Here is a 24,234-nt window from a genome sequence, read left to right as displayed (position 1 = left end):
GGTATTTGTCGTGTGAGTTCATGCGGGTAGGGTAAGAGAGAGCGGCGGACGATTGTTGCGTTTTTACCAGCGGCACATGAAAAAGCCCGCTGCTGCGGGCGGGGGTGAAGGTTAGCTGTTCTGGTAACGTTTGCTTTCGCGCGTGGCCAGCCAGAGGATGAATTTGTCCATGAGGAAGGTTGGCAGCAGGCGTTTGGCACCCGCCATCAGCCAAGTGAGGGCGGTGATGTAGTAGCGCGCTTTCGGACGTGGTGATTCGATCGCGTGGATGAGTTTTGCGACGACGGCTTCCGGCGGCAGGGTGAAAGGGATCGGTTTGTCGCTTTGCAGACGGTTTTGCATGACGAGGTAGCGCTCTTTGTGCGGGCTGTTTTCGATGTCGATCCACTGTTTGAATTGCTGGAAGGAGTTGCCGCGAAAGGCCGTTTTGATCGGGCCGGCTTCAAGCAGGCTGACGTAAATCCCTGTGCCGGCGAGTTCGAGGCGCAGTACGTCGCTCCAGCCTTCGAGTGCGTGTTTGGTGGTGCAGTAGGCGCCGCGAAAGCGCATGGCCGAGAGTCCCATCACTGAGCCGGTGTTAACGATGCGGCCATGTCCCTGCGCGCGCATGACGGGCAACACGGCCATGGTGAGTTCATGCCAGCCAAGCAGGCCGGTATCAATTTGGTAGGCGAGCGCGACACGGCTCAGGTCTTCGAGGGCGGCGGGGATGGCAAAGGCACCGTTATTGAAAAGGGCATTAAGGGTGCCGCCGGTCTGTTTCAGTACCCAGTCCAGCGCCATGCGGATGCTGTCGGTTTCGTTCAAATCGAGCTGCACCGCGTTCAGGCCTTCTTGTTTCAGGTGTTCGACAGCGGCGGCATCGCGCGCGCTGGCGAAGACTTGCCAGCCGCGTTTGTGCAGCATATGCGCCGCCGTATAGCCGATGCCGCTGGAACAGCCGGTGATAAGGATGCTTTTGGGTTTGTTCTCTGCCATGGGGGGGTCCGGTGGGTGGCGTTGTAGTCGTCCCAAATAGAATGGATACGGTGTTGGCGGGCCTCGCCGTACCAGTTTGTACCGTCTTTGGCCCGCCGCCTGGTCTCAGTCCTATTTGAAACGCCTACATGGTAAGGGAAAGCGCGGGGCGGTGCTATTGGCGCGATCCACCAGGCGGTGCTGTGGCGCGTTCTTCACCTGACCCAGTCCCGCGTGTGCTGGGCGACCAGATCGGCAAGCAGGGCAATGTGGGCGGGATCGTCGTTCAGTGCCGGGATGTAGTCGTAGTGTTTGCCGCCGTGTTGCAGGAAAAGGTCGCGGTTGGTCATCGCCATTTCTTCCAGGGTTTCGAGGCAGTCGGCGGTAAAGCCGGGGCAGATGACGCTCACACTGTCGCAGCACGCCTCAGCGAGTGCGCGGATGGTCTCATCGGCGTAGGGTTGCAGCCAGGTTTCTTTGCCGAAGCGGGACTGATAGACGAGCTGATAGCGTTCGGCGGGCAAGTTGAGGGCTTGAGCGACGGCGGCAGTGGTTGCTTCGCACTGTTGCCGGTAGGGGTCACCTTCGCGGACGTAGCGTTCCGGCACCCCGTGGTAGGAGAAGAGCAGTTTTTCCGCCTGACCGTGGGCGAGGAAGTGGCGGCGGATGCTGGCGGTCAGGGCGTTGATGTAAGCGGGGTGCCGGTGCCAGTCGCGCACGAAGCGCAGTTCGGGGATGCCGCGCCGCTTGGTGAGTGCTTGCGCGACACCGTCGAAGACGCTGGCGGTGGTGGCGTCGCTGTATTGCGGGTACATCGGGATGACGAGCAGTTTGTCGATGTTGGCGGTAGCGAGGCGTTGCAGGGCATCGCCGATGCCGGGGCGACCATAGCGCATGGCGTATTCGACGGCAATGTGCTGCCCGCGTGCGGCAAGGGCATGGCGCAGGGCGACGGTCTGCCGCGCACTGATGGTAATCAGCGGTGCGCCGTCTTCCTGCCAGATTTGCTGGTAGGCATGGGCGCTGCGCTGGGGACGGGTGTTGAGGACGATGCCGTGCAGGATGGGCAGCCATTTCCAGCGCGGCAGGTCAACGACGCGCGGGTCGGAGAGAAATTCGCTGAGGTAGGGGCGTAGAGCCTGACGGGTCGGCGCGTCGGGCGAGCCGAGGTTGATGAGGAGGACGGCGGCAGTTGGTGAGGTCATAAAGGATCGGTGTGAGGGGAAATAGTGCGTGGTTGTTTCGCTTGGCGGCTGTCAGTCAGGCAGAAAAATGGCGGGCCGGAAGCCCGCCTGATGCCTGGTGCTGCCATTACAGTTCGAGATTTCTCAGATACTCGCGGAAGCCTTCGCCCAGTTCGGGGTGGCGCAGGCCGAGTTCGACGTTGGCTTCCAGGTAGCCGAGTTTGTCGCCGCAGTCGTAGCGTTTACCTTCGAAGCGGTAGGCGAGCACGGTGCGTTCTTTGATCAGCGCACTGATCGCGTCGGTGAGCTGGATTTCGCCGCCCGCGCCTTTCGGCGTGTTTTGCAGGAGCTGCATGATGTAGCCCGGCAGGATGTAGCGGCCAATGACGGCGAGGGTGGAAGGCGCTTCTGCCGCTTCGGGTTTTTCGACGATGGCGTCAACGGTGACGATTTGTTCGGACAGCGCCGCGCCTTCGGTGATGATGCCGTAACGCTTGGTGTCTTCGCGCGGCACGTCCATCACGCCAAGTACGCCCTGCTGGTGTTTTTCAAAGACTTCCACCATCTGCTTTATCACGGATTTGCCTTCGTTGATGACGAGGTCATCGGCAAGCAGGATGGCGAAGGGGCGGTCACGCACGATGGGCTGGGCGCAGAGCACGGCGTGGCCGAGGCCCATCGCCATTTCCTGGCGGATGTAGGTGACGCTCATGTCGCGCGGCTTGATGCGGCGCACGAGTTGCAGGAATTCTTTTTTGCTGCGCCGTTCGAGTTCGTTTTCGAGTTCGTAGGCGATATCGTAGTGTTCGGTAATCGCCCATTTGTTGCGTCCGGTCACAAAGATCATGTTGCGGATGCCCGCTTCGTAGGCTTCTTCGACGGCGTACTGGATCAGCGGTTTGTCCACCACGGGCAGCATTTCTTTCGGGGTGGCCTTGGTCGCGGGCAGGAAGCGGGTGCCGAATCCGGCAACGGGGAAGACTGCGAGTTTGACGGGTTCACTCATGTGTTTCGTACCTCTTGTTACAGGGATGTGAGGACATCCAGCGCGGCGGCGAGGGTCGCGGCCGGGTGGATATTCAGGCCGCGCATTGTAGCAGAGGCGCGCGGGCGGTTAGCTTCGGGCAGGATGACCTGCTTGAAGCCGTGCTGCTGCGCCGCCTTGATGCGCGCTTCACCGTTGGCGACGGGGCGCAGTTCGCCGGATAACCCCACCTCGCCCATCAGCACCAGTTCGCGCGGCAGGGCGCGTTCGCGCAGACTGGACCAGACCGCTGCCAGCACCGCCAGATCCGCTGCGGTCTCGCTGATTTTCAGGCCGCCGACAACATTCACGTACACATCCATGTCATGCAGGGCGACCCCGCCGTGGCGGTGCAGCACCGCGAGCAGCATGGCCAGCCGTCCGCTGTCCAGTCCCAGGGTAACGCGACGCGGATAGCCACCCCCGCCGCCATCCACCAGTGCCTGCACCTCAACGAGCAGCGCACGCGTCCCTTCCCACACCGGTACCACCGCGCTGCCAGGCTGCTGCCCGTCCGGCCGCGAGAGGAAAATCGCCGACGGATTGGCGACCGGCTTCAAGCCAGCTTCCAGCATGGCAAACATCCCCAGCTCGTTCACCGGCCCGAAGCGGTTTTTTACCGCGCGCAGCATACGGAAGCGGCTGCCCGCCTCGCTTTCGAAATACAGCACCGTGTCCACCATGTGTTCCAGTACGCGCGGTCCGGCAATCGAGCCCTCTTTTGTCACATGACCAATCAGGAATACCGTCGTGCCGGTGCTCTTGGCAAAACGCACCAACTGCGCCGTGCATTCGCGCAACTGGCTCACCGCCCCCGGCGCGGCGGAGAGCGCCTCGCTGTATAGCGTCTGAATCGAATCGACCACCAGCACCTCCGGTTGCTCCGCCAGCGCCGTTGCCAGAATCTTCTCCACCTGCGTTTCGCTGAACAACAAAATCCGCTCGCGCGCCAGACCTAGCCGCTCGGCGCGCAGCCCGATTTGCCGGGGCGATTCCTCGCCGCTCACATACAGACAGCGGCGCGTGGCAGCGATGTGATGCACCGTTTGCAACAACAACGTCGATTTACCAATGCCCGGATCGCCACCAATCAGCACCACGCCGCCACTGACCAGGCCGCCGCCGAGGACGCGGTCAAACTCGCTGATGCCGCTGGGCAGGAGCGCCTCCTCAATCAGTTCCACCGCATCCAGCCGCTGCACCTTGCCGGCAGCCACACCCGCATAACCGCCACCCTTGCTGCCGCGCGACGGCGCCGCCTGCACCGCTTCCTCATCCAGCGCATTCCAGGCACCACAATCGCGGCACTGTCCCTGCCACTTCGGATAGACCGCGCCGCACTCGCGGCAGACAAACTGCGACTTCGCCTTAGCCATTTTTCACCACCGTGTGCACACGCGGCGACAACATCGTCGTCAGCGTATAAGGAATCGTCCCTGCCTGCGTGGCGACCATCTCCACCGGATGCCCGTCGCCAAAAACCAGCACTGGACTGCCGACGGGAACCGCCTCACGTCCCAGCCAGACCAGCGCCATATCCATCGCCACCCGCCCGACCAGCGGGAACGCCGCCGCACCGATACGCACCTGCACCGTGCCGCTTGCAATCGCGCGCGGGAAACCATCACCATAACCCAGCGCAATCGTCGCCAGATAACCGTCCTCAGTGGCGACAAAACCGCAGCCATAACCCGCCCCCTCGCCGCGCGTAACAAAATGCGTCGCCAGCACCGCCGAATGCAGGCCAAGCACCGGACGCAGCCCCAAATCCGCCGCTGAGCGGCCGGCAAACGGTGACATCCCGTACAGCGCCAAACCGGGCCGCACCCAATCCGCGCGCGACTGCGGCAGGGCGAACAGCGCCGCCGAATTCGCCGCCGTGCGCAACCAGCCGGGCGGCAACGGCAACGCGTCAAATACGCGCCACTGTGCCTCGGCGTGGGACAAATCCGCCTCATCGGCGCAGGCAAAATGCGTGGCAAGACCACGACAGGGCAGGCCCTGTAACGCCGCCACCGCTTGCGGCACCTCGCTTGGCGCGAACCCCAGGCGGTGCATGCCGCTATCGACCTTCAGCCAGCAGGCGGGTTTGGCTGCCGCGTGGCGATACCATTCCAGCTGCCGCCCGTCATGCAGCCACGGCTCAAACCCCTCGGCGGCGCACACATCCAGCTCATCGGCGGCAAACACCCCTTCCAGCAACAGCACCGGCTGCGCAAGCCCCAGCGCACGCAACGCCAGCGCCTCTTCCATGCAGGCGACAGCAAAACAGGACATCTCGCGCAACACCGGCAGCAGCGCCGCCACCCCGTGCCCATAGGCATCAGCCTTGACCACCGCCATCACCCGTGCCGCCCCCGCCTGCGCGGCCAGCATCCGCACGTTGTGCCGCAACGCCGCGAGATCCACCTCTTTCCACAAAGAACGCATCACATACCCCAAACAAAAAAGAAGCGCGGATTATACGCCGCTGCTCAAGCGCAAAAACCGATGGCAACTTCCCGGGAAACGGCGTAACCATGCCCGCCGCGTCTCATTTTTACCACTGCCCCGCCAATTGAAAACACGGCGGGCACCGTTATAAACTGCGCCCAACTCACCATCCGGAAGCGTCATGTTCCTCTTACTGTCCAACGACGACGGCTATCTTGCCCCGGGATTGCGCCGCCTGACCGAAGCCCTGCACCATGAAGTGACCCGCCTCGCTGTTATCGCCCCTGACCGCGATTGCAGCGGGGCCAGCCATTCCCTCACTCTGAAACGCCCGCTCAGTATCACCGAACACGGCGCCAACATCTGGAGCGTGGACGGCACCCCTTCCGACTGTGTCCACCTCGCCCTGACCGGCTACCTTGACACCCGCCCCGATATGGTCATTTCCGGCATCAACCACGGCGCCAATATGGGCGAAGACGTGCTCTATTCCGGCACTGTCGCCGCCGCTTTCGAAGGACACAACCTCGGCCTGCCCGCCATCGCCGTCTCCATCGCGGCACGCAACCCAGCCCACCTTGACAGCGCCGTGAAAATTACCACCGACCTCTACCGTCACATGAGTGAAAGTCCCATGCCGCGCAACCTCTTCCTCAACATCAACATCCCCGATTTGCCCTACAAGGACATCAAGGGCATCCGCGCCACCGTCCTCGGCGCGCGTCACCCCGCCGGCCCCCTGCAACAAACGAAAAACCCGCGCGACAAAATCCTCTACTGGATCGGTTCGGCGGGCAATTTCGCCAGGGGAGGTGACAACACCGATTTCCACGCAGTTGAGGCCGGTTACGTTTCCGTCACGCCGCTGCAATTTGATCTCACCGCGCACGACCAGCTGCACGATCTTGGCACCTGGCTGGAGGATGCCCGATGAAACGCCTCACCACCCTTACCCTGTTTGCCCTGCTTCTCAGCGCCTGCGGCACACATTACCGCCACGGCCCGACCGCCGCCGAACTGCACGGACAGCGTGGCGCGTTGCGTCCCGGTGCCGACTACATCGTTCGCCCCGGCGACACTCTCTTCGGCATCTCCTGGCGTTATGGCCTCGATATGCAGGAATTTGCCCGCTGGAACGGCATCAGTGATCCCAACCGCATCCTCGTCGGCCAGCGTCTGCACACCCAGCCGCCGCGCGGCGTCATGCGTACCCCGGTCTATACCCCGCAAATATCCAGTGCCGGGCAGCCCGGCTGGAGCTGGCCGACCCAGGGCCGCGTCGTGCGCGAATACGATCCTGCTACCCCAGGTGGGCAGGGGCTGAAAATCACCGGCAGCCGGGGTCAAGCCATCCGCGCTGCCTGCGATGGCGAAGTCGCTTACGTCGGCTCCGGCCTCTCCGGTTTTGGCCGCATGATCATCCTGCGTCACGAAGACAAAGTCCTCTCCGCTTACGGTTACCTTGCCGATGTTCAGGTCAGTGAGAAACAACGCGTGCAGCGCGGCCAGCAAATTGCCACCATGGGCATCAGCCCGCAAAACATCCCCGCCCTGCACTTCGAGACCCGTAAACAGGGTCAATCCGTCAACCCTTACGCCTACATCGGCACTACCCCCCGCTATTGAGAAACCGCATGGATTACCGCTACCGCGTCGAAAACGACACCGAAACCTATCGCGGCTTCTTCCGTGTGCGTCGCTACGCCGTCGCTTACGAACGCTATCGCGGCGGCATGGGCGAGCTGGTTGAGCGCGAATGCCTGGGTCGGGCGGGCAGCGCCGTCGTTGCTGCCCTGCCTTACGACCCCGAACGCGGCGAACTCATCTTCGTTGAACAATTCCGTATCGGCGCGATGGTGGCAGGCGTCAATCCGTGGCAGCGCGAAATCGTCGCCGGCTTCATGGACGAAAAAGACACTACCCCCGAAGCCGCCATTCAGCGCGAGCTCGAAGAAGAAATCGGCATCCGTGCCCGCCGCCTCGAATACGTTGCCGGCTACTTCGGTAGCCCCGGCGGTAGCGCCGGGCGGGTTCACCTCTACCTCGCCGAGATTGACAGCAGCCAAACCGTCGCTTACAGCGGTATTGCCGCCGAAGGCGAAGACATCGCCGTGCACCGCCTCAGCTATCGCGAAGCCCTGGACTGGCTCGCCGCCGGCAAACTCGACAACGCAAACACCCTTATCGCCATGCAGGCTTTCCTGCTGCGCCATCCGCATCTCGCGGCACAACAACATTCACAGGCAACCCTATGATCCACACCACCACCTTCCGCCGCCTCATCCTGAGCACCATTCTTGCGCTTGCTGTTCCCATTACCGATGCTGCCCCGGCCAAACCCGCCGTCAACAAAGCTGTCGCGACCGCCAAGGCAGGTAAAACGAGCAAACCTGCTGCAAAGAACACAAATAAAGCCGCCAGCAAACCCACCATCAGCGGTAAAAGTAGCGCCAAAAACAGTAAAACCGCCCCGGCGGCCAAGCCCGCTGCCAATAGCAAAAACAGCAAAGCTGTCGCAGGTAGCAAAACCGCCAAATCCACCGTAAACGGCAAAGCAGCCGCACCGGCCAAAACCGCGCAAACCCCCTGCGGCAAAGCACAAAGTGCCGTCTTCCAGGCTGCTGCCGAAGGTCGTCTCGATGCCTTGAAACAACACAAAAACAACAAATGCGACCTGAAAAAAACCGACCCGCGCGGCTTCACGCTTTACGACATCGCCACATTAAACGGTCGCAAGAACATCACTGACTGGCTCGTCGCCAACAAAATCGCGCAGAAAAACCAATACAGCAGCGCCCTCGTCAAACTCGTGCAAACCGGCCTGCGCTACCTCGGCCATGATGCCGGTGCGGCGAACGGCAAACAGACTGCCGCCACCGCCAAAGCCATTAAAGCCTTCCAAAGAGCAAACCACCTGAGCCAAAGCGGCAAAATCGATGCTGCCTGGCTACCCGCCTTCAACAAGGAACTTGGCAAAAAGACGCAAAACACCCTGAAAAACCTCGGCTACAAAACCGGTAAAAACACCGGTATCAGCACCGCCATCCAGGCCTTCCGCCAGGAACGCAAAATGGCCAAAAGCGGCAGCTATCTAGACGATCAGCTCATCTACCAGCTCATGCTGGCCGAAAACGAAGCGGGCAAAAAAACCGACAAACGCAAAGGTGCCGACCGCCGTGCGCGTCTTGCCGCGCAAAATGCCGCGCAACAACAGGAAGAAGCGCAACGCAGCGCGGAAAACCAGCGCAAGGCCGCCGAAGCGCGCGCCCGCGCCGAAGCCGCTGCCAGAGAGGCCGCCGAAGAAGAACGCCGCATCGCCGAACAAGAACGCATTGAAGACGAACAACGCGCTGCGCGTAACGCCGCCGAACTCGCCGCTGCCCGTCAGCAAACCGAAGCGGCAACCCGCGAAGCCCAACAACTGCGTGCTCAGGCGCAAAACATTAGTAACGCCAACCCCGGCGAAGCCGAACAGCGCCGCCTCAACGAAGAACGCGCCGCCCGCCGCGCCGCAGCGGCGGCCCAGGCCGAACGCACCCGCCAGCAAGCCGAAGCGGCGCGCCGCGCTGAAGAACAGGCGCGCCAACAAGCGCAGACTGCCGCACGCAGCGCCGTCCAAGCCCGCGTTGAAGCTCAAAACGCCCTGCGTACCGCCAGCGATCCCATCCTCGCGCAAAGTGCTGGCAGACCCGCCGCCAAACCGCGTGGCAACAAAGGCTTCACCCGTGCCAACGGCATTCTCAGCCTCGGCACGAGCGGCGGCGTCCTCAGCAGTTGCAGCGTCGGCGGACGCAGCATTGACATCGGTTGGTGCCAGCAGTACTACCCGGATGGCGACGGGCGGCAATGCAGTGCCGTTATCAGCAACAGCGGAATCGTTGTCTCGCTCACCTGCAAATAACGGCCAGCTTTCTTGCAAAGGAGCATAAATGACAGAAAAACCCAAGGTTTCATTTTCCGGCCTCCCCGTGCTGATTGCGGCACTGCTTTTCCTCGGTTTTTATTTCATCGCGTCCATTGATGCAAAAAATGAAGCGAGCATCATCCTCGGTTTCCCGTTGTTGGCTCTGGTGATTTTTGTTATGAGCGGCTGCTATAAGCTGGAACCGAATCAGGCGGTGGTGCTGAGCTTCTTCGGCAAATACAGCGGCACGGTACGCGATACTGGTCTGCGCTGGAACAACCCGCTGTATCAAAAGAAGAAAATTTCGCTGCGCGTGCGCAATTTCGAGAGTGGTCGCTTGAAGGTAAACGAGCTGGACGGCTCACCGATTGAAATCGCCGCCGTCATCGTCTGGCAGGTTGAGGGCGCTGCTGAGGCGGTGTACAACGTGGATGATTACGAGAGTTTTGTGCATATCCAGTCCGAAGCGGCGCTGCGCGCAATGGCGACCAGCTATCCCTACGACCAGCACGAAGAGGGGCAACTCGCGTTGCGCAGTCACGCCGCCGAAATCTCGGCGCATCTACAAAGCGAATTGACTGACCGCCTGGTCGATGCGGGCGTCGCTGTACTTGATGCACGCATCAGCCACCTCGCCTACACGCCGGAAATTGCCCAAGCGATGCTGCAACGGCAGCAGGCCAACGTGGTCATCGCCGCACTCAGCCGCATCGTTACAGGCGCCGTCAGCATGGTGGAAGCGGCGTTGGCGCAGCTGCAGACGCATGGCACGGTCAAACTTGACGACGCGCAAAAAGCGGCAATCGTCGGCAATCTGCTGGTGGTGCTGTGCTCGGAACGCGGCAGCCAGCCGACGATTAACGCAGGGTCGTAAGCGATCAGACAGCGATACACACCTATTTACCCAAACCCTGCTCTATGCAGGGTTTTTTATTGCCGCAACATGACCAAAACCCTTGAGCCATACGTGCGCGCTTCCCGGCAGAAGCGTACGGGTGCTTCTCCCACTTTCTTGCACCATTCCAATAAAAACTGCCAAAAAGGACAGGCAGATGAAAAAATTTTTACTGTTTTTTAAGGCGCTTGTTGTAATTACTCCCTGAATTTATTGCTGAAATTCATGAACACTTTATAATGTGGGAAAAAGTGCAACGAATAGTGCAGGATCGCTCACTCACATGTTTCGCGGGATTTATCACATTACGCTTGATACCAAGGGTCGGTTATCCGTTCCGGCCAAAGTACGGGCGCAATTTGAAGCGGAAAGTGCGGGCGGGCTTATTCTCACCGCCGAGCTGGAAGGGCAGCTTTTGCTTTACACGCTGCCGGAATGGGAAAAGGTGGAGGAAAAGCTGGTCAATCTGCCGAGCTTCGACCCGCAAATCCGCCGCTTGAAGCGGCTGTATATGGGCAATGCCGCCGAGTGTGAGCTGGATTCGACCGGCCGCATCCTGATTCCGCCGCCGCTGCGGCAGCGCGTCGGTCTTGACAAGAAGGTGGTGTTAAGCGGTATGGGCAACAAGTTTGAGTTGTGGGCGCAGGAGGCGTGGGACGCGATCAATGTGCAGGATGCCGATGAGTTGCGCGCCGATGGTCTGGATCTCACGGGTGCATTGGAGACGCTGGCGCTATGAACGGTGTGCATACGACGGTGTTGCTGCAGGAAGCGGTGGATGCGCTCGCTATCCGTCCGGCGGGGCGTTATCTCGACGGCACCTTCGGACGTGGCGGGCACAGCCGTGCCATTCTCGACCGGCTTGGTGCCGACGGTCATTTGTTTGCCCTCGACCGCGACCCGCAGGCAGCAGTTGTTGCCGCCGCCTGGTCTGACCCCCGTTTTTCTTTCGCCCGTTGTCCTTTTTCACAAATGGCGACAGCTTTTGCCGAGGTTGGCGCGGGCAGTCTGGATGGCGTGTTGCTTGATCTCGGCGTGTCGTCCCCGCAACTCGATCAGGCGGAACGCGGTTTTTCTTTTAACAAGGAAGGCCCGCTTGATATGCGCATGGACAATGAGAGCGGCATGACCGCCGCCGACTGGCTTGTTGCGACGGATGAGGCGACGCTTGTCCGCGTGATCCGCGACTGGGGCGGCGAACCGCATACGGTGGCGTGCCGCATCGCCCGTGCCGTGATGGCTGCCCGTCCGCGCCTGCATTCGACACTGGATCTTGCTGCGGTGGTTGCCGACGCTGTGCCGCGCAAGTTGCACCGCGCCGGTTTCCATCCGGCCACGCAGACGTTTCAGGCGATCCGCATCGCGGTCAATGATGAGGTCGGCGAGATTGAGCGCGGCCTGCGTGCCGCGACAGGTTTGTTGGGCAGTGGCGGGGTGCTGGCCGTGATTACTTTTCACGGTCTGGAAGACGCGCTCGTCAAACGTTTTATCCGCGCCTGCGAGGGCGCGGTTTTGCCGGCGGAAATTCCGTCGGCGCATGACCGGGTGAACCCTTTGCTGCGACTGGTGCCACCCGTAATCAAGCCGTCCGCCGGGGAAGTGGCGGATAATCCAAGAAGTCGCAGTGCAAGACTGAGAAAGGCAGTAAAGATATGAAGATCATGATGTTAATTCTGGCGACACTGCTGGGCGGTGTGTGTTTCAGCGGGGTGCAGGCGGCAAAGTCCGCGCATGAGCAGAGCGACCTCGTCAATGAGGTGCAATCGCTGAAAAAGACGCGTGACCAGATTAACGCCGAATGGACGCAACTCCTGCTTGAACAGAAGATGCTGGCGGATGACAGCGTCATCGACCATGCGGTGCGAAACGGACTGGACATGCATATGCCGCAAGCGACGCAAGTCGTGTATCTGGACTGAACCGGTGGCGCGTTCCGCATCCCGCTACGGGGCCACGGCCCGCCGCAATATTGTTGTGGCTGCGCTGGTGTTCATGACGCTGCTCCTGATCGGTCAGCTCATCCGCCTGCAAGTAACCACCGCGCGCGAACTCACTGCGCGTGGTTATGACCGCAGTCTGCGTATCCAGACGGAAGACGCCCTGCGCGGGTTTATTTTCGACCGCGAGGGCGAGCCGCTGGCCATCTCGACTCCGGTCAGCACCCTGATTGCCGATCCGACCCGCCTCTGGGCGACGCTCAATGGCGATTTTGACCGCCTGCGCGAGGCGTGCCTGTCCGACAAGAATTACAGCGAGGACTGCTCCTGGGTGAACAGCGGCGATGAAGAGGAAACCCGCCTGCGCTATCACTATGAAATCCTGCGCCCGCTGGCCGGGCTCCTGGATGAAGATCTCGCCCGTTTTTACGACGAGCTGGTAAAACGCGGCGACAGCCAGTTCATGTACCTCGCCCGACAAATCCCGCCCAACATCGCCAAGGAAGCGATGGATTTGAAAATCCCCGCCCTGCGTCAGGAAAACGGCTACAAGCGCTTCTACCCGTCCGGCGAGATCATGGGGCAAATCATCGGCTACACGGACGTGGAAGACAAAGGGCAGGAAGGGCTGGAAAAGCTCTATGAAAACACCCTCGCCGGCCGTCCGGGCAAGATGAAAATCCTGCAAGACCGCGCCGGACGCGCACTGCGCGTGGTCGAAGAAGTCGCACCTGCCGCCAAGGGCTCGCAACTGCAACTCTCTATCGACAAGCGCATCCAGTTCATCACCCATCAGGTGTTGCAGGACACCATGAACCAGTACCGTGCCGCCTCCGTGACCGCCGTCGTCATTGACATCAAGAGCGGCGAAATCCTCGCGATGGTATCGCTGCCGGCAGGTAACCCGAACGTATCCGCCGAGCGGCGCGCCGAATTGCTGAAAAACCGTGCCGTCACCGACACCTTCGAGCCCGGCTCGACCATGAAGCCGCTGGCCGTCGCTGCCGCCATCGAACTTGGTGCCATCTCGCCCAACACGCGCTTCAAAAAGGGCATGACCTACCAGATGGGCAAAAACACCGTGCGTGACACGCACAACTACGGCACACAGGACACCGTCGGCATCATCCGCAAATCCTCGAACGTCGGCATGGCGATGATCAGCGAGCGCACCCCGCGCAAAAAATACCGCGCCTTCATGCACGAACTCGGCTTCGGCGAGCCCAGCGGCATCAACTTCCCCGGCGAACAGCGCGGTCACTTCCCGCGCACCGAAAAGCTGGGCAACTTTGAATACGCCACCATCTTCTACGGCTACGGCGTCAGCACCAGTGCCCTGCAACTGGCCCATGCCTACGCCACCATCGCCAACGACGGCGTCGCCATGCCGCTGTCGCTGCTGAAAGTCCATACCCCGCCGGAAGGCAAGCGGGTGATGTCGGCGAAAACTGCCGCCAGTGTGCGCAAAATGCTTGAAGCCGTGGTCGGCGACGGCGGCACCGGACGGCGCGCCAACACCGATACCTATACCGTGGCAGGCAAAACCGGTACCTCGCACAAAGTGCGCGCCGGTGGTGGTTATGCCGAAAAAAACTATCGCGGCATCTTCGCCGGTTACGCTCCGGCACATGATCCGCGCATCGCCATGGTTGTCGTCGTGGACGATCCCAAGGGCAGCGACTACTACGGCGGCCTGGTCGCCGCGCCACCTTTTGCCCGCATAGCCGAAGCCTCGCTGAAAATGCTCAACGTCCTGCCGGACAAAATCACCAAGACCGACGCCATCGCGCTGGTCAGCGACAGCGGCGACCCCTTTGAAGACAACGACACAGTCGGAGCCCCCGATGTCCCAGCCAAAGAAATCACTCAGTAGCCTTCTCGCCCCTTACCTCCCCCTTGACCCCGCCGCCGAGCGGATGATCGGCGCCATCACCACCGACAACCGCCAGCTTGATGCCGCCACCCTGTGGCTTGCCGCGCGCGGCGTCAACCATCACGCCCTCGACTACTACCACGGCGAACCGGCTGCCGCCATCGTTTACGAACCGCCTTATCCGGCGCCACCGGCGGGTGCCCTGCCCTGCCCCGACCTTGGAGCGCACCTCGGCGACATCGCCGCCCATTACTATGACCACCCCGCGCGCACCATGACTGTCATCGGTGCCACCGGTACCGACGGCAAAAGCTCGCTCGTCCATTTCCTCGCCCAGGCGACGGGCGGCGCGATGCTTGGCACCATCGGCTACGGCCCGCTGGAGGCGCTTGAAGCCGCCAGCCACACCACCCCTGACCCGCTGCGCATCCAGCAGCACCTTGCCGCCTGGCGCGAACGCGGCATCAAGACCGTCGCAATGGAAGTGTCCTCACATGCCCTCGCCCAGCACCGCGTCAGCGGGGTGGATTTCACCATCGGCGTTTTCACCAACCTCAGCCGTGACCACCTCGACTACCACCGCGACCTCGAAGACTACTTCCAGGTGAAAGCCCGCCTCTTCGCGCAACCCTTGCCGTATGCCGTTATTAATATTGATGACGCGCATGGCCGCCGCCTGCTTGACGACAACCTTGTCCACTCCGCGACGCGCATCATCGCCGTCAGCAGCGCAGGCAACCGCCACCCGCGTGCAGCCGCAACCGTCAGCGCCGGAAACATCGCGCTTGACGCCGACGGCATCCATTTCACCCTGCAATACGAAGACGCCAAGCGGGATAACCACGCGGTTTCCAGCCATAACGCCCCCGTTACCTCGCACCTGTTGGCAAGATTCAACGTCGATAACCTCTTGAATACCGCCGCCTGCCTGCTCGCCCTCGATACCCCGTTCACCGATATTCCCGCCATCCTCGCTACCCTGCACGGTGTCCCCGGTCGCGCCGAACGCATCCGCCTGCCTAACGGCGCCGCCGCCATCGTCGATTACGCCCACACCCCGGCAGCACTGGTCAACATCCTGCAAGGCATCCGTCCGCACGTTCCCGGCAAACTGTGGTGCATCTTCGGCTGCGGCGGCGACCGCGACCACGGCAAACGCCCGCTGATGGCGCAAGCGGCAGAACACTACGCCGATGTCACCGTCATCACCGACGACAACCCGCGCACGGAAAACCCCGCCGACATCATCGCCGACGCCCTGCGCGGCACGGGCAGGCGGGAAAACATCTGGGTCAAGCGACCGCGCGAAGAAGCCATCCGCTGGGTACTGCCGCAATTGCAGGCGGGCGACGCCGTCGTCATCGCCGGCAAAGGCCACGAGGACTACCAGATTATCGGCACGACCAAACACCATTACTCAGACCAGGAAACCGTCCGCACATGGCTTACCAGTCCCTAAACGCCCCGCTTGACGCCGCCCGCATCGCCGCCCTCTGCGACGGCAAGCACCACGGAGCCGACTTCCGCGCCCTCAGCATCAGTACCGACAGCCGCAGCCTGCCGCCGGACGCGCTCTTTATCGCCCTCAAAGGCAAAAACTTCGATGGTGCGGACTATCTGGAAGCCGCCAAAACGCGCGGTGCCGTTGCCGCCATCGTCGAAGCACGACGCGACACCGGCCTGCCGCAAATCGTCGTCAAAGACAGCCTTGCCGCGCTCACCGCCCTTGCCCGCGATCGCCGCGAACGCAGCCGCGCCACCTTCATCGCCATCACCGGCACCAACGGCAAAACCACTACCAAAGAAATCCTGCAACGCATCCTGCAACAACAAGGACAAACCCTGGCCACCCAGGGCAACCTCAACAACGACATCGGCGTGCCGCTCACCCTGCTGCGCCTTGCCGACGAAGACCGCTATGCCGTCATCGAAATCGGCGCGAACCACTCCGGCGAAATTGCCCCGCTCACTACCCTCGTCCGCCCCGACATCGCCGTTATCACCAACACCTCGGCGGCCCACCTCGCCGGATTCGGTTCGCTGGAAGGCGTCATCGCCGCCAAAAGCGAGATTTACGAAGCGAGCCAGGGCGCGCTCGTCATCAACCTCAACGCCCCTGCGGGCAGACGCTGGCGCGACAAATACCAGCACCGCCCGCAAAAAAAATTCGCGCTGGACCCGCTGAAAGGTGCCGACCTCTACGCCAGCGACATCAGCGACGATGGCCGCCGCTTCACCCTGCACATTGACGGCAGCGCCTACCCCGTCGCCTGGCAACTCGTCGGCCAGCACAACATCGCCAATGCCTTGGCCGCTGCCGCTGCCGCCACCCTCGCCGGCATCAGCGGCGCACACATACAGGCCGCATTGCACGGCCTCGCCCTGCACCAGTCGCGCCTCACCGCCTACCGCGTCGGCCCGCACACCGTCTATGACGACACCTACAACGCCAATCCCGCTTCCTTCAAGGCGGGTATAGACGTCATCGCCAGCGCCCCGCACAGCCTCGTCATCGCCGGAGCGATGGGCGAACTGGGCGAACGTGCCGCCGCCCTGCACCGTGAAGTCGCTGCCTACGCTGCTGCCAAAAACATCGGCGCCTTCTGGGCAGTTGGTGACGGACTCGCCCGCGAATACCCCGTCACCTACACCGCTGCCAGACAAAGCGACGGCGACTGGGCCGATGACGATACCCTGAATGACGGCCAGACCACCCGCCACTACCCCGACACTGCCACCGCAGGCGCCGCCCTCAGGCAACTGCTCGCCGACCCGGCAACACCGCCGACCACCGTCCTCGTCAAAGGCTCGCGCGCGGCGAAAATGGAAGGCGTTCTTGACGCCGCCGCCATTGACAGAACCCCCACCAAAGACTGAACAACCATGCTCTACGCCCTCGCCGAATGGCTCAGCAGCCACATCACCCCGCTCAACGCCTTCACCTACCTCACCTCACGCATCATCCTCGGCGCCCTCACCGCCCTGTTTCTCTCGCTTGGCTGCGGCGGCCCGATGATACGGCTCCTGAAACGCCTGCAAATGGGGCAGTACGTCCGCGACGACGGCCCGCAAACCCACCTGAAAAAAGCCGGCACACCGACGATGGGCGGCGCGCTCATCATCCTCAGCGTCTGCATCGCCATACTGCTCTGGGCGGATTTGCGCATCAAGTACACCTGGATCGCCCTTTTCGTCATGCTTGGCTTCGGCGCCGTCGGCTGGATCGACGACTACCGCAAACTCATCCTCAAAGACCCGCAGGGCCTGCGCGCCAAACACAAATACGCGCTGCTCTCGCTCGTTTCCTTCCTCACCGCCGTCTGGCTCTACCTGAGCGCCGCCAGCCCGGCGGAAACCACCCTCATCGTCCCCTTCCTCAAAGGCCTCAACTGGAACATGGGCTGGATCTTCATCCCCTTCGTTTACATCGTCCTCACCGGTGCGAGCAACGCCGTCAACCTCACCGACGGCCTTGACGGACTCGCCATCATGCCCGTCGTCCTCGTCGCCGGCGGACTCGCCGTCTTCGCCTACATCTCCGGCAACCCCTACTTCGCCAACTACCTGCACCAGCCCGCCATCCCCGGCGCGGGCGAAATGGCCGTCTTCGCCGCCGCCATCGCCGGTGCGGGACTCGGCTTCCTCTGGTACAACGCCCACCCCGCCCTCGTCTTCATGGGCGACGTCGGCGCCCTCGCCCTCGGCGCGGCACTCGCCACCATCGCCGTCGCCATCCGCCAGGAACTCGTCTTTGCCCTGATGGGCGGTATCTTTGTCGCCGAAGCCCTGTCAGTGATGATACAAGTCGCCTCCTACAAAACACGCGGCAAACGCGTCTTCCGCATGGCCCCCCTGCATCATCACTTCGAACTCTCGGGCTGGCCCGAATCCCGCGTGACCATCCGCTTCTGGATCATCACTGTCGTCCTCGTCCTCATCGGCCTGTCTGCCCTCAAACTACGCTAACCGGAGCACATTATGGATACCCTTACCAGCAAACTGCGCGCCCTCGCGCTCGCCGAACCCATCTACGTCGTCGGCATGGGCGCATCCGGCCACATCACCCTCGACCTCCTGCGCGAAGCAGGCTACACCGCCCTCGGCCTTGACGAACACCTTGACGAACGCCGCGTCGAAAAACGCGACTTCGACGACCCGGACGCCTTCGCCGGCGCCGCCACCCTCGTCGTCAGCCCGGGCGTGGACCGCCGCCGCGCCGCCTTCACCCATAACTACGCGCGGCAAATCAACGACATCGAACTCTTCGCCCTCCTGAACAACAAACCCGTGCTGGCCGTGACCGGCAGCAACGGCAAAAGCACCGTCGCCACCCTGCTTGCCGCCGCCCTCAACCATGCCGGCCAACGCGCCAAACTCTGCGGCAACATCGGCCGCCCCGTGCTTGACGCCCTCTTTGACGGCGAACCTGCCGACTGCTACGTCCTCGAACTCTCCAGCTACCAGCTCGAACTCTGCCCCTCGCTCTACCCGCGCGTCGCCGCCATCCTCAACATCACCCCCGACCACCTCGACCGCTACGACAACTTCGCCGCCTACGCCGCCGCCAAAACCAACCTCGTGCGCCAGGCGAGCATCACCATCGTCAACGGCGATGACGAAAACTGCGTCACCGCTGCCGAACAAGGACAAAACATCATCTACTACGGCAACGCGCCGACCCTGCCGAACCGCGTCGAAAACGGCAAAATCATCCTGCACGGCCATACCGTTCTTGATACCGCCCGCCTCAAGCTGCACGGTGCGCACAACCACAGCAACATCCTCTGCACCCTGCTCATGCTCGAAGCCTACGGCGTGAGCCCCAGCCAGGCCCTGCCCGCCATCGAAACCTTTGCCGGCCTGCCGCACCGCATGCAGACCATATCCACAGAAGGCGGCGTACACTGGGTGGACGACTCCAAAGCGACCAACATCGGCGCCGCTGCCGCCTCACTCGCGGGCATCAGCGGCCCTGTCATCCTCATCGCGGGCGGCGTCGGCAAAAACCAGGACTTCGCCCAACTCGCCGCCATCATCAAACAAAACAACGTGCGCCACATCCTGCTTATCGGCATTGACAACCACGCCATGCAGACCGCCTTCACCGCTGCCAACGTCGCCTACGAAGACTGCGGCAGCATGGACAAAGCCGTCGAGCGCGCCCGCGGCCTCGCGCAAGCGGGCGATACCGTCCTCCTCGCCCCCGCCACCGCCAGCTTCGACCAATACAGCGGCTACGACGCGCGCGGCAACGCCTTCGCCTACGAGGTCACGAGCACATGCCGATAAAAGCCCAACGCATCGAACCGACCCTCACCCCGCACGACGCCAGCCGTCAGGAAAAAGCCGCGCGCCACATCAACGCCTTCCATCACAGCCAGAAACAGCACATCTCGCGCTGGCAGGGCCTCGAATTCCCCGACATCTGGCTGCTCTTCGCCTGGCTGGCGCTGATGGCCATCGGCATCATCATGGTCACCTCCGCCTCCATGACCGAAGCCGTCAGCCACAACGGTGACGTGTACCACTACACCACCCGCCAGGCGACCTACTACCTCTGCGGCCTCTTTGCCGCCTACATCTGTTACAGCATGCCGACCCATTACTACTACCAGAACAGCGGCCGTCTGCTCATCATCTCCCTCATCCTCCTCGCCATCATCTACATCCCCGGCGTCGGCGTCTCCGTCAACGGTGCGCGCCGCTGGATCAACCTGCAACTCTTCAAACTGCAAGTCGGCGAAATCGTCAAACTGGCGATCACCATCTACGCCGCTGCCTTCCTGCAACGCAACAACCAGTTCCTTGACCGCAGCTGGCGGCCGATGATCGAACTCCTCCTCATCACCGCCATCTTCGCCACCATCCTCATCAAGCAGCCCGACTTCGGCACGACCATGGTCATGGTCGCCGTCATCCTCGGCATGATGTTCATGGCGGGCGTGAACGCCAAACGCTTCACCCTCTTCTTCCTCGGCGTCATCGGCCTCATGACCGCCATCCTCGTCGCCGCCCCCTACCGCGTCAAACGCCTGCTTACCTTTCTCAACCCCTGGGAACACCAATACGACGAAGGCTACCAACTCGTAAACTCGCTCATTGCCATCGGCAGCGGCGGCCTCTTCGGCAGCGGTCTTGGCCAGAGCGTACAAAAACACGACTACCTGCCCGAAGCCCACACCGACTTCATCTTCGCCATCATCGCCGAAGAACTCGGCCTCATCGGTGCGCTGGTCGTCATTGCCCTCTTCGTGCTGCTCGTCTGGCGGGCATTTGCCATCGGCTACCTCGCTGACCGCGTCCGCCGCCGCTTCGCCAGCCTCCTCGCCTACGGCACCGGCCTCACCATCGCCATCCAGGCACTGGTCAATATCGGCGTGACCACCGGCCTCCTGCCGACCAAAGGCCTGACCCTGCCACTCGTCAGCTACGGCGGCAGCTCGGTAGTCATCGTCTGCATCTCGCTCGGCATCCTCGCCCGCATCGACGCGGAAAGCCGCTATCAGGCCAAACGCGAAGGGATTATCTAACCCCGTCTTGAACAAGATAAAAAAACGCCCCCATTGGGGGCGTTTTTTTATCCTGGCGACGTCCACACACCCGGCAATCATCCCGCTTGGCGAGCCCAGCGTACGCCGCTTGGCGGCAAACCCAGCATCCACCCCGCTTGACCGTTGCTCAATTCGGCGTAATGGACAAATTTCATGCTAAGAATCGCCGTAGCCCTTAGAACGTGTTCATAGTCTTCGTAGCAGGACTCCCAAGAAAGCCAAAACCACCATTTGCAGACTGGTACTCAGCTTACGCTCGCAGTTTTTCCAAAGCCGCCTGTGTTCTTTTCCAGCCAGTAAAAACTGCGCCCTACCACCCACCGCTTCGGCAATACCACAAAACGGTGCAATCCGTTTCGTTTGGCAATCCCTACCCCCGTACCCATCCCATCAACTCCTGTACCGACAACGCAAATGCTCCGCCTGTGTAGCCACCGTCGGCAAGGAATTTTTGTACCGCACCAAGATTATTCCGCTCACGTTCCAATGCCATCAGGCAGCCTTTTCCCATGGCTGCAGAGATTATGAACACGTTCTAAGAAAGCCAAAACGACCATTTGCAAACTGGTACTCAACTTACGCTCGCAGTTTTTCCAAAGCCGTCTGTTCTTTTCCAACCAGGAAAAACTGCGCTCTACTACCCATCGTTTCGGTAATACCGCAAAACGGTGCAATTCGTTTCGCTTGGCAATCTCTACCTCCGCACCCATCAACCCCTGTACCGATAAAGCAAATGCCTTACCCGTGTAACCACCGTCAGCAAGGACTTTTTGTACCGCACCAAGATTATCCCGCTCGCGTTCCAAGGCTAGCAGGCAGCCTTTTCTATCCGTAACATCCGCCGTCGTCACCGCAAGGGCATGCGGCAAACCCTGCATGTCAACCGCTATATGCCGCTTGATACCGCTCACTTTCTTGCCCGCATCGTAGCCTTTTTCCATGGCGGTATCCGTGTTCTTCACACTCTGCGCATCAATAATCAGGAAAGTGGTTTCTTCATGGCGTCCCTGCTTACGGCGCGCTGCTGCCACCTGATTTTTTTAACGCTTCCTCAAGGAGGCTAATGCCGTTTTCGCGGGGTTCGCTCCATCTCTGGAAGTAGGAATGAACGGTGCGCCATTTGGGGAAATCGCCCGATAAGGCACGCCAGGAACAGCCGGTACGCTGCAGATAGAGGATGGCGCAAAAGACATCGTACAAATCCACTTTGCGCGGTGCTGTGCGTTTACGGGCACTTTCCAAGAGAGGGAGAAGGGGGGCAAATTGTGTGCGACTTATGTCGCTTGGATAGGCTTTTCTGTTCATACCGGTAGTTTACAGCAGAGACTATGAACACGTTCTCAAAGCCGCTACACAGGCCGAATGCGCGCTGCCACAGGCACCCGTGAACCTCATCATGGACACCACCTATTTCGGCCGAAAATGGGGCGTCATGGTCCTCTACGACGCTTGCAGCAAGCGCGCCTTGATGGTCGTGGCAGTTGAGCGGGAAACCAACGCGCTCTACACGCAGGCGGTCGCGGCGTTGCGAGAAAAAGGCATTGAGATACAAAGCATTATCTGCGATGGCAAAAGCGGCTTGCTGGATTCGTTCCTGGGTATACCCGTGCAGATGTGCCAATTTCACCAAATAAAAATCATCGTGCGCCACCTGAGCAGAAAGCCTAAAAGCCGGGCAGCACAGGCGCTGCGGGCCCTGTCATTGACCCTGACGGAGACCACTCAGGCGGCGTTTGAAGCGGCGCTCAAGCGCTGGTACGAGCAGTACGCCGCCTTCCTGAACGAACGCAGCGTGAATGAGAAAACAGGCCGCTCACACTACAAGCGCCTGCGCACCGCCTACAACAGCCTGAAACGGCATCTGCCATGGTTGTTTACCTGCGAGCATTTTCCCGACCCGGGTATCCCGAATACGACCAATTTGCTGGAAGGGAAATTCAGCGAAATGAAGCAGCTTTTGCAGTGTCATCGGGGCTTGAAAAAAGAGAGTAAATTGCGGTTTATAAAAGATTATTTCAGCAAAAAATAGAGGGAAGAGCATGAAATTTGTCCATTAGAGCGCAACGTCTCAAAAAAAGCATGAAATTTGTCCATTACGCCCTCAATTCCGCATTCCGCACAAAAAATCCCTTCCCCCGCTTGCGGGGGAAGGTGGCCGAAGGCCGGAAGGGGGGAATAAAAAACCAGCGTTTACCTCGCTTGTCGCAAACCCAGTATTTTCGCCGCTTGGTGGCGCACCCAGTATTCATCCCGCTTGGTGGTGCACCCAGTATTTTCGCCGCTTGGTGGAGCATCCAGTATGCATCCAGCTTGGTGTGTGTCCGGGCCGAATGTCCGCATGAGAAAACCTCTCCTGCTTGCGGCGGGGGAGGGCAGAGTAGGGGTGGGAAGACAATCTGCCATATTGGTGCGGCGAGTTCAGTGTTTACGCCGCTTGGCGGGTAGCCATCATCCTGCCATGCGGCGTTTTTGGAAGAACTGTTGCAGTTGCGCACGGCACTCGTCTTCCAATACACCGCCTTTAACTTCGCGGATGTGGTGGTTGTGCTGCGGGTGGCGGGCGAGGTCGAGGGCGCTGCCGCAGGCACCGGCGCGCAGGTCGTAGGCACCGAAGACGAGGCGGTCGATGCGGGCGTGTACCAATGCGCCGGTGCACATGGTGCAGGGTTCGAGGGTGACGTAGAGGGTGGCGCCGCCCAGGCGGTGGTTGGCGAGTGTCTGTCCCGCTGTGCGCAGGGCAAGGATCTCGGCGTGAGCAGCGGGGTCGTGGTCGGTGATGGTGCGGTTATGCGCAGCGGCGATGATTTCGCCGTTGACGACGATAAGCGCGCCGATGGGGACTTCGCCGAGGGCTTCGGCTTGCGCGGCTTGGGCGATGGCGAGGCGGATGTAGTGTTCGTCGTTCATGTCAGGCGCGGCCATCTTGGATGTAGTCGTTGATGGTGGGGTTGAAGCCGCCCAGCCAGTCTTCAAGGTAGAAGAGCATGTCGTCCCAGAAGCTGCCGGTGCGGGTATCGGCGAGCGGGGCGATGCGGCGGCGGGCGAAACGGGCGGCACGTTCGCAGGCGGCGCCAAAGTGCTTGTCGCCGGTTTGGTGGCCGCTGGCCTGGATGGCGTAGAGCGCGGACTGGTACCAGGCGAGGCAGCAGGTGAAGTCGCCCAGGTTATGGTTGACGGGGGTGATGCTGCCGTCGTCGTGCAGGGCACGGATGCGGCCGGCATCATCCAGCAGCAGGCAGCCGTTTTCGCCGTAGGTGGCGAAGCAGCGCCAGTTTTCGCCATCGCGGCTGAGGGTAATGAGCTGGTCGGGGTAGCGGATGCAGCGCAGGTTGATGTAGCTGTAGGGGATGTCGTGCAGTAGGCCGTAGGGGTTGTGGAGGATGCCGGAGATGGTCATGTGCCGGGGCGGGGTTTCGTGCAGGGTGAAGTGCCGGGCGGCGAGGATGGCACGGGTTTCGGGGCTGAGGAGGGTCATG

At 61.4% G+C, this 24,234-nt stretch carries 22 protein-coding genes and 2 pseudogenes; 15 read left to right on the top strand and 9 right to left on the bottom strand.

All coding sequences use genetic code 11. The annotated features are described in order from the left end of the window. Positions 1-111: 111 nt before the first annotated feature. The 5 genes from DY250_RS08690 to alr all read right to left on the bottom strand — a co-directional run bounded on the left by DY250_RS08690 (position 112) and on the right by alr (position 5,595). Positions 112-978 (bottom strand): SDR family NAD(P)-dependent oxidoreductase, encoded by an 867-nt coding sequence (locus DY250_RS08690; protein ID WP_115611952.1) that lies wholly within the window; start codon positions 976-978, stop codon positions 112-114. A 194-nt stretch (positions 979-1,172) separates the two neighbouring features. Then, positions 1,173-2,162: a ferrochelatase gene (gene hemH, locus DY250_RS08685; protein WP_115611951.1), complete on the bottom strand. Its 990-nt coding sequence runs from the start codon at positions 2,160-2,162 to the stop codon at positions 1,173-1,175. A 106-nt stretch (positions 2,163-2,268) separates the two neighbouring features. Beyond that, positions 2,269-3,147, bottom strand: a complete 879-nt coding sequence (gene galU / locus DY250_RS08680) for a UTP--glucose-1-phosphate uridylyltransferase GalU (protein ID WP_006986522.1) — start codon at positions 3,145-3,147, stop codon at positions 2,269-2,271. Between the two features lie 17 nt (positions 3,148-3,164). After that, positions 3,165-4,541, bottom strand: coding sequence for a DNA repair protein RadA (gene radA / locus DY250_RS08675; RefSeq protein ID WP_115611950.1), 1,377 nt, complete (start codon positions 4,539-4,541; stop codon positions 3,165-3,167). Further along, positions 4,534-5,595, bottom strand: a complete 1,062-nt coding sequence (gene alr / locus DY250_RS08670; RefSeq protein ID WP_245951084.1) for an alanine racemase — start codon at positions 5,593-5,595, stop codon at positions 4,534-4,536. Before alr ends, radA begins: the two co-directional genes overlap by 8 nt. Before the next feature lie 184 nt (positions 5,596-5,779). Here alr and surE point away from each other — a divergent pair, with 184 nt between their 5' ends. The 14 genes and pseudogenes from surE to ftsW all read left to right on the top strand — a co-directional run bounded on the left by surE (position 5,780) and on the right by ftsW (position 20,737). Continuing rightward, positions 5,780-6,532: a 5'/3'-nucleotidase SurE gene (surE, locus tag DY250_RS08665; RefSeq protein ID WP_115611948.1), complete on the top strand. Its 753-nt coding sequence runs from the start codon at positions 5,780-5,782 to the stop codon at positions 6,530-6,532. Then, a complete protein-coding gene (locus DY250_RS08660; RefSeq protein WP_115611947.1) occupies positions 6,529-7,224 on the top strand; it encodes a peptidoglycan DD-metalloendopeptidase family protein in 696 nt (231 codons plus the stop codon). The genes surE and DY250_RS08660 overlap by 4 nt, the downstream gene beginning before the upstream one ends. An 8-nt stretch (positions 7,225-7,232) precedes the next feature. Then, positions 7,233-7,853, top strand: a complete 621-nt coding sequence (locus DY250_RS08655) for an NUDIX domain-containing protein (RefSeq protein WP_115611946.1) — start codon at positions 7,233-7,235, stop codon at positions 7,851-7,853. Continuing rightward, positions 7,850-9,499 carry a peptidoglycan-binding protein gene (locus DY250_RS08650; protein ID WP_115611945.1) on the top strand — a complete coding sequence of 550 codons (1,650 nt, stop codon included), beginning with the start codon at positions 7,850-7,852 and terminating at the stop codon, positions 9,497-9,499. The genes DY250_RS08655 and DY250_RS08650 overlap by 4 nt, the downstream gene beginning before the upstream one ends. A gap of 187 nt (positions 9,500-9,686) precedes the next feature. Then, positions 9,687-10,376 (top strand): annotated as a pseudogene (locus tag DY250_RS08645) (SPFH domain-containing protein); the annotation flags it as partial. A gap of 304 nt (positions 10,377-10,680) precedes the next feature. Next, entirely contained in the window at positions 10,681-11,136 is a 456-nt protein-coding gene (mraZ, locus tag DY250_RS08640; protein WP_115611943.1) for a division/cell wall cluster transcriptional repressor MraZ, read from the top strand. Beyond that, complete coding sequence (rsmH, locus tag DY250_RS08635) at positions 11,133-12,053, top strand: 16S rRNA (cytosine(1402)-N(4))-methyltransferase RsmH (RefSeq protein WP_115611942.1); 921 nt, start codon at positions 11,133-11,135, stop codon at positions 12,051-12,053. The genes mraZ and rsmH overlap by 4 nt, the downstream gene beginning before the upstream one ends. A gap of 5 nt (positions 12,054-12,058) precedes the next feature. Next, a complete protein-coding gene (gene ftsL / locus DY250_RS08630) occupies positions 12,059-12,316 on the top strand; it encodes a cell division protein FtsL (protein WP_245951083.1) in 258 nt (85 codons plus the stop codon). A gap of 73 nt (positions 12,317-12,389) precedes the next feature. Next, entirely contained in the window at positions 12,390-14,207 is a 1,818-nt protein-coding gene (locus DY250_RS08625) for a peptidoglycan D,D-transpeptidase FtsI family protein (protein WP_115612810.1), read from the top strand. Continuing rightward, positions 14,179-15,666 (top strand): UDP-N-acetylmuramoyl-L-alanyl-D-glutamate--2,6-diaminopimelate ligase, encoded by a 1,488-nt coding sequence (locus tag DY250_RS08620; RefSeq protein ID WP_172542301.1) that lies wholly within the window; start codon positions 14,179-14,181, stop codon positions 15,664-15,666. Before DY250_RS08625 ends, DY250_RS08620 begins: the two co-directional genes overlap by 29 nt. Further along, on the top strand, positions 15,648-17,084 hold the full coding sequence (locus DY250_RS08615) for a UDP-N-acetylmuramoyl-tripeptide--D-alanyl-D-alanine ligase (protein WP_115611940.1): 1,437 nt from the start codon (positions 15,648-15,650) through the stop codon (positions 17,082-17,084). Before DY250_RS08620 ends, DY250_RS08615 begins: the two co-directional genes overlap by 19 nt. 6 nt (positions 17,085-17,090) lie before the next feature. Next, positions 17,091-18,173 carry a phospho-N-acetylmuramoyl-pentapeptide-transferase gene (mraY, locus tag DY250_RS08610; RefSeq protein ID WP_115611939.1) on the top strand — a complete coding sequence of 361 codons (1,083 nt, stop codon included), beginning with the start codon at positions 17,091-17,093 and terminating at the stop codon, positions 18,171-18,173. 12 nt (positions 18,174-18,185) lie between these two features. Next, entirely contained in the window at positions 18,186-19,496 is a 1,311-nt protein-coding gene (gene murD, locus DY250_RS08605) for a UDP-N-acetylmuramoyl-L-alanine--D-glutamate ligase (RefSeq protein ID WP_115611938.1), read from the top strand. Then, complete coding sequence (ftsW, locus tag DY250_RS08600; protein WP_115611937.1) at positions 19,487-20,737, top strand: putative lipid II flippase FtsW; 1,251 nt, start codon at positions 19,487-19,489, stop codon at positions 20,735-20,737. Before murD ends, ftsW begins: the two co-directional genes overlap by 10 nt. Positions 20,738-20,944: 207 nt before the next feature. Here ftsW and DY250_RS14620 read toward each other — a convergent pair. Continuing rightward, a pseudogene (locus DY250_RS14620) lies at positions 20,945-21,263 on the bottom strand (transposase); the annotation flags it as partial. Beyond that, a protein-coding gene (locus DY250_RS08595) for an IS5 family transposase (protein WP_115611936.1) occupies positions 21,235-22,063 on the bottom strand; the annotation gives its coding sequence in 2 pieces (ribosomal slippage) (positions 21,235-21,798 and positions 21,800-22,063; 828 coding nt in all). The pseudogene DY250_RS14620 and the gene DY250_RS08595, both read right to left, overlap by 29 nt. On the opposite strand from DY250_RS08595, the gene DY250_RS08590 reads away from it, so the two are divergent. After that, positions 22,056-22,787 (top strand): IS256 family transposase, variant Zn-binding type, encoded by a 732-nt coding sequence (locus DY250_RS08590; protein ID WP_425455474.1) that lies wholly within the window; start codon positions 22,056-22,058, stop codon positions 22,785-22,787. The genes DY250_RS08595 and DY250_RS08590 overlap by 8 nt on opposite strands. 419 nt (positions 22,788-23,206) lie before the next feature. Here DY250_RS08590 and tadA read toward each other — a convergent pair whose 3' ends face one another. After that, on the bottom strand, positions 23,207-23,665 hold the full coding sequence (gene tadA / locus DY250_RS08585; protein WP_218565568.1) for a tRNA adenosine(34) deaminase TadA: 459 nt from the start codon (positions 23,663-23,665) through the stop codon (positions 23,207-23,209). A 1-nt stretch (position 23,666) separates the two neighbouring features. Further along, positions 23,667-24,233, bottom strand: coding sequence for a hypothetical protein (locus DY250_RS08580; RefSeq protein WP_115611934.1), 567 nt, complete (start codon positions 24,231-24,233; stop codon positions 23,667-23,669). Position 24,234: the final 1 nt, after the last annotated feature.

This window comes from Cardiobacterium valvarum, assembly GCF_900460955.1.
GTDB lineage: Bacteria > Pseudomonadota > Gammaproteobacteria > Cardiobacteriales > Cardiobacteriaceae > Cardiobacterium > Cardiobacterium valvarum.
This window is presented reverse-complemented; position numbering and strand designations above follow the sequence as displayed.

Coding starts and splice junctions, on each gene's coding strand:
- DY250_RS08690 (WP_115611952.1), bottom strand. CDS start 978: ATGGCAGAGAACAAACCCAAAAGCATCCTTATCACCGGCTGTTCCAGC.
- hemH (WP_115611951.1), bottom strand. CDS start 2,162: ATGACCTCACCAACTGCCGCCGTCCTCCTCATCAACCTCGGCTCGCCC.
- galU (WP_006986522.1), bottom strand. CDS start 3,147: ATGAGTGAACCCGTCAAACTCGCAGTCTTCCCCGTTGCCGGATTCGGC.
- radA (WP_115611950.1), bottom strand. CDS start 4,541: ATGGCTAAGGCGAAGTCGCAGTTTGTCTGCCGCGAGTGCGGCGCGGTC.
- alr (WP_245951084.1), bottom strand. CDS start 5,595: ATGCGTTCTTTGTGGAAAGAGGTGGATCTCGCGGCGTTGCGGCACAAC.
- surE (WP_115611948.1), top strand. CDS start 5,780: ATGTTCCTCTTACTGTCCAACGACGACGGCTATCTTGCCCCGGGATTG.
- DY250_RS08660 (WP_115611947.1), top strand. CDS start 6,529: ATGAAACGCCTCACCACCCTTACCCTGTTTGCCCTGCTTCTCAGCGCC.
- DY250_RS08655 (WP_115611946.1), top strand. CDS start 7,233: ATGGATTACCGCTACCGCGTCGAAAACGACACCGAAACCTATCGCGGC.
- DY250_RS08650 (WP_115611945.1), top strand. CDS start 7,850: ATGATCCACACCACCACCTTCCGCCGCCTCATCCTGAGCACCATTCTT.
- mraZ (WP_115611943.1), top strand. CDS start 10,681: ATGTTTCGCGGGATTTATCACATTACGCTTGATACCAAGGGTCGGTTA.
- rsmH (WP_115611942.1), top strand. CDS start 11,133: ATGAACGGTGTGCATACGACGGTGTTGCTGCAGGAAGCGGTGGATGCG.
- ftsL (WP_245951083.1), top strand. CDS start 12,059: ATGATGTTAATTCTGGCGACACTGCTGGGCGGTGTGTGTTTCAGCGGG.
- DY250_RS08625 (WP_115612810.1), top strand. CDS start 12,390: ATGACGCTGCTCCTGATCGGTCAGCTCATCCGCCTGCAAGTAACCACC.
- DY250_RS08620 (WP_172542301.1), top strand. CDS start 14,179: ATGTCCCAGCCAAAGAAATCACTCAGTAGCCTTCTCGCCCCTTACCTC.
- DY250_RS08615 (WP_115611940.1), top strand. CDS start 15,648: ATGGCTTACCAGTCCCTAAACGCCCCGCTTGACGCCGCCCGCATCGCC.
- mraY (WP_115611939.1), top strand. CDS start 17,091: ATGCTCTACGCCCTCGCCGAATGGCTCAGCAGCCACATCACCCCGCTC.
- murD (WP_115611938.1), top strand. CDS start 18,186: ATGGATACCCTTACCAGCAAACTGCGCGCCCTCGCGCTCGCCGAACCC.
- ftsW (WP_115611937.1), top strand. CDS start 19,487: ATGCCGATAAAAGCCCAACGCATCGAACCGACCCTCACCCCGCACGAC.
- tadA (WP_218565568.1), bottom strand. CDS start 23,665: ATGAACGACGAACACTACATCCGCCTCGCCATCGCCCAAGCCGCGCAA.
- DY250_RS08580 (WP_115611934.1), bottom strand. CDS start 24,233: ATGACCCTCCTCAGCCCCGAAACCCGTGCCATCCTCGCCGCCCGGCAC.